Annotated in this window: 5 protein-coding genes; all 5 read right to left on the bottom strand. The window is 44.6% G+C overall.

The features are described 5' to 3' along the window. Window positions 1–403, bottom strand: a 403-nt coding sequence (locus QTO00_RS16085) for a PAS domain-containing protein (RefSeq protein WP_331425696.1), incomplete at its 3' end; no start/stop codon positions are given. A gap of 136 nt (window positions 404–539) precedes the next feature. Further along, window positions 540–2,006, bottom strand: a complete 1,467-nt coding sequence (locus QTO00_RS16080; protein ID WP_331425695.1) for a sigma-54 dependent transcriptional regulator — start codon at window positions 2,004–2,006, stop codon at window positions 540–542. Window positions 2,007–2,287: 281 nt separating this feature from the next. Continuing rightward, on the bottom strand, window positions 2,288–2,698 hold the full coding sequence (gene fliS, locus QTO00_RS16075; RefSeq protein WP_038202550.1) for a flagellar export chaperone FliS: 411 nt from the start codon (window positions 2,696–2,698) through the stop codon (window positions 2,288–2,290). Between the two features lie 14 nt (window positions 2,699–2,712). Then, window positions 2,713–3,036, bottom strand: coding sequence for a flagellar protein FliT (locus QTO00_RS16070; RefSeq protein WP_331425694.1), 324 nt, complete (start codon window positions 3,034–3,036; stop codon window positions 2,713–2,715). After that, on the bottom strand, window positions 3,023–3,928 hold a 906-nt coding region (fliD, locus tag QTO00_RS16065), incomplete at its 5' end, for a flagellar filament capping protein FliD (protein ID WP_331425693.1). The genes QTO00_RS16070 and fliD, both read right to left, overlap by 14 nt.

Genomic DNA, 3,928 nt, shown 5'->3' with positions numbered 1-3,928 from the left:
GTGCTAAGGAGGCCACCATTCGGCCTATTGATGACAAACGCTGTAAATCACTGATACGCGACTGCAAAAGACGAGTTTCCGTTAAGTCTGTAATCAAAATAAGTTGGCCTGGCTCTGAGGCTGAAATCGCTAGGCGTACTTTACGCCCATTACGAAGTGATATTTCATGACCATCATCTTCGCGAGGAGCAAACACTTGTTGAATAATTTCAAACCACTTCTCGCCCAATAACGGGATCTCTAACAAACGCTGAGCTTCAGGGTTTACTTCTTGAATGACCCCTTGAGTATCAAGCAATATTACGCCTGCTGGCATAACATCCAGCACTTGCTGATAGCGTTTAACTTGTTGTTCTAGAGTGCCTAGCGGCATCGGGTTATCGACCGAAGGGGTTAACTGCATGACGTATTTCTGCCTTAAAAACTACAATAGCCTGACTTGCAAAAAGCACGCCAGGCCATTATTGTTTACTTTCAATAACTTAACATCAAGTCAGTAAATTGACAGTGAAAGGTTTGCGACTCTAGAGCCTAATATTCTAACGCTGTAAATTGTACTTACGCATCTTCTCTACCAAGGTGGTACGACGCATACCCAACATATCTGCGGCTCTCGCAACGACCCCACCTTGAGCTTCTAATGCTTGGTTGATCATATTCACCTCTAAGTCAGCCAACATCTCTTTGAGATTGACCCCTTCAGGTGGCAGATTCTGCGGCGCATTATCGTGCTCATGGAAAATATCATTCTCTTCCAAACTAAAGTCTTCAGAAAATAGGTCTTGTAATGCGTCACGCTCTTGCTGCTCGACAGACTCAAGGTTGTTGTACTCAGGCTGGAACTCTGGAATGTCACTGTAGCGATATTTAGTCGGTAAGTGGTTCACATCAACCAAGCTATTTGGGTAAAGAATGATCATACGTTCAACCAAGTTAGCTAACTCACGAACGTTGCCCGGCCACTCGTGCTCCATCAAAGAGTTGATTGAACGTGGGGTAAAGCAAATCGGTTGGGCACCTTCAGACTCCATGCGCGTCATCAATTCTTGCAGCAGCAACGGAATATCATCTTTACGCTCGCGCAAGGCGGGCATTTCAATAGGGAAAACATTCAGTCGATAGTACAGGTCCTCGCGGAAAGAACTATCCTCAATCATGCTTTCCAAGTTGCGATGGGTTGCAGCAATCACACGAACATTAACGCGAATAGTGGTATTGCCGCCAACACGCTCAAAACAACGCTCTTGAAGCACACGCAGTAACTTAACCTGCATTGGCATTGGCATATCGCCAATTTCATCTAGAAACAGTGTCCCGCCTTCAGCAAGCTCAAAACGCCCCTTACGTGAGGTAATCGCTCCCGTGAAAGCGCCTTTTTCATGACCAAATAGCTCACTTTCAAGCAGATCAGGTGGAATCGCACCACAGTTAATTGGCACAAATGGACCGCTACGGCGTGCTGAGTGGTAATGGATGTTGCGCGCCACTACCTCTTTACCTGTGCCTGATTCACCTAAAATCAGAACGTTAGCTTCCGTACCGGACACTTGTTCGATTAAATGGCGTACATCTTTAATGCCGTGACTCTGGCCGACTAAGCTGCGGAAAAGAGTATTCTTGCGCGAAGAAGAGAGAACATTGACGCCTTTACGTCCCAAGAAATCTTTACAATGGCGAAGAGCCTCACTCAACTGAGGATAATTTAATGGGTATTCCAACTCGCCAACGTAATTTGTTAGCTCTTCAACAGGGTATGAGTGCTTACCAGCAATCAATAAAGGAATATGGTTGGCTTGGGATAGTTTATCACTCAGCTTGGAAGGTAATTCATTGCTAGTTAGAGAACCAAGAATACAACCGGCCCAAACGCGCGACCAATCTAAATCATCAAGCTGATCAGAGCTGATCGCCTCACACTGTTCTCCAACAAATTCTAATATATTACTGAGATTGGTACGTGCCTGAGCATCATCTTCAATCACAAGTAGTTTTGCTAAACCTTGCATAGGTGAGATTGTTTGCCTTTATTATGAAACGTTGTGGCTGGTGTTAATATCTATACACTTAATAACTATAGTTCAGAAACTAAATACTCGTTCAAAAACCAAGCTAGACGACAATCTAGAAATTTCAGCAACAAAAAAAAGCCACTAGGCTAGTTAGTGACTTCTATTCTATTTGATAAAAAAAATAAGGCAACCAAGCAATTACTTGATGTGATATTTGCCCAAACCTTACGGTGTCTAATGCGAAGATTGTTTATAAAACAATCTAAAATACTGAATTTCTATAAACCGACGTCCGCTGCTGTAAGATTATGGTACTCTGTCGGGATTTGATCCCAAGCAGACTTAATCTCGCGAATAATCTCAATCACATCGTCAATCGGCTGAGGATTATTTTGATGATTCGCTTCCGTAATCTGAGTGATCATGAATTCATAAAGCTGATCGAGATTCTGAGCGATATCCCCACCATCATCCATCGACAAACAGCTACGTAAACTGATGATGATATCCAGAGCTTTACCCAAACGCTCGCCTTTGGCCGGAATATTCCCCGCTTGCATCGCCGCTTTACCTTGAATCAAACGTTCAATAGCACCAGCCATTAGCATTTGAACAATTTTATGCGGGGAGGCCGCACTGAGCTGGCTATCAACCGATACCTTCTTGTAAGCCTGTAGTGAACCACGCATAACAACCCTCTTTTCTATAAAAACTTTTGATACTGCTGAACGGAACGCTTGCCATGACGATACTTTTGTAACGCCTGTCCCAATTCAGAAGTTTTATTCTGCATTAAAGATACAACAGTTTGGGTTCTTTCGACCGCGTCATGCCACTGCTGCAACTTAGCAAGTTGAGGAGACTTTTCTATCTCACTCATCAAACTCTGCAATAACTGTTCCCTTATATCGACGAGTTGAACAATTTCTTCAGTATTTATCTCTTCAAATGTAAGAGTTTCAGATACTTTTTGATCTAAATCACACAACTCTGCTAACCGACGCAGAAAATCACTATCCGAGTGCATTCATCATCCCTGCTAGCTGAGACTGCATTTTACTGGTTGCATCCTGCATTGCCGAAAATTTGGCGTGCGTTCGTTGCTCTAGGCTTTCCATACGGCGATCCAGTGCCGCCTGATCATCTCGCAGTCGGTAAGTTCGCTCAGTCATGCTTTGCTCACGGTTTCGGATTGAACCAGTCACCCCCGTCAAACCTTGAATCGCATCTTCAACCTTCTTGGCAAAACCGTTGTTGCCGCCAAAAAAACCTTCAAGCTTATTGAAGTTATTGTTCAACTGACGATCGAGCATACTATAGTTGATCTCGAGCGTACCTTGACGAGTGGTAGTGATACCGAACTCAGTGAGTGTTTTTAGGTCTTCAGGAGCAGCATCAACGCTAGAAGAGAACACGGCTTTTAATCGCGCATCTGCGCTACGGACAATACTGTCACCCGCTAGCGGCCCTGCCATCCCCGTTCTTGGGTCAACACCGCTCAGTTCCTTAGTGATTTGGTAAAACTGGTTGTAAGATGCAACAAACTGCTCAATATCTGCTCGCACACCTTGTCGATCATACTCGATGTCTATCTCTGATGCAGGCTTGCCAGCCTCAGTACGTCCTTTCAAAGTCAAATCGACGCCATCAATCGCATCTTCAATAATGTTGTTGTTACTTGAAAGTTGGGCAACGCCATCAAGTAGTACTTTGGCATCTTGCGCCGCTTGAACCTCTGTCATACCGCGGTAGGTATCAAAAGATTGCTGTGCCGCTTTCAAATCTGCCTGTGCTTGATCAATCCTTTCTAAATATTCACGCTCTTGCGCAGGCAGCTTGGCTCGCTCAAGTTCTTTGGCCTGTTCTGGCGTTAACTCTCCTGATGCCACTCGCTGGGCTAGCAGGGCCTTCTCATCCGC

The organism is Vibrio sp. M260118 (assembly GCF_036533755.1).
GTDB lineage: Bacteria > Pseudomonadota > Gammaproteobacteria > Enterobacterales > Vibrionaceae > Vibrio.
Note: the sequence above shows the minus strand (reverse complement) of the source record. Positions and strands in the feature narration are given on the sequence as shown.

What these genes read in the sequence shown, in the direction of transcription:
- QTO00_RS16080 (WP_331425695.1), bottom strand. Translation starts at nt 2,006, where the DNA reads ATGCAAGGTTTAGCAAAACTACTTGTGATTGAAGATGATGCTCAGGCA.
- QTO00_RS16070 (WP_331425694.1), bottom strand. Translation starts at nt 3,036, where the DNA reads ATGCACTCGGATAGTGATTTTCTGCGTCGGTTAGCAGAGTTGTGTGAT.
- fliS (WP_038202550.1), bottom strand. Translation starts at nt 2,698, where the DNA reads ATGCGTGGTTCACTACAGGCTTACAAGAAGGTATCGGTTGATAGCCAG.